The following is a 218-nucleotide window of genomic DNA, read 5'->3' on the forward strand; positions in this document are numbered from 1 at the left end:
ACGAATGAAGAGTGGGGCGCCGTCATGCTGTCCAAGCACCTGCGCGACTACGACTACTGCGGCAAGGAGGCCATCCTCCGCGACGGCGGCATCCCCCGTATCTTCCGGCTGCGTGCGCGGTTCGACGCGAACGGAGAGGGCGTCAAGGGCAAGGTGACCCCCACGACTTCCGTGAAGATGCTGGATGCCTGCATCGAGAACCGCACCAAGTACATCCA

1 protein-coding gene is annotated in these 218 nt (G+C 63.3%); it reads left to right on the plus strand.

Annotation, left to right across the window (positions count from 1 at the left end; translation table 11 throughout):
- Nucleotides 1–24 precede the first annotated feature (24 nt).
- Nucleotides 25–218 (plus strand): hypothetical protein (locus HUW62_RS47740; RefSeq protein WP_176438233.1); only part of this gene is annotated, 194 nt, incomplete at its 3' end.

It is taken from the genome of Myxococcus sp. AM011, assembly GCF_013372595.1.
Classification (GTDB): Bacteria; Myxococcota; Myxococcia; order Myxococcales; family Myxococcaceae; genus Myxococcus; species Myxococcus eversor.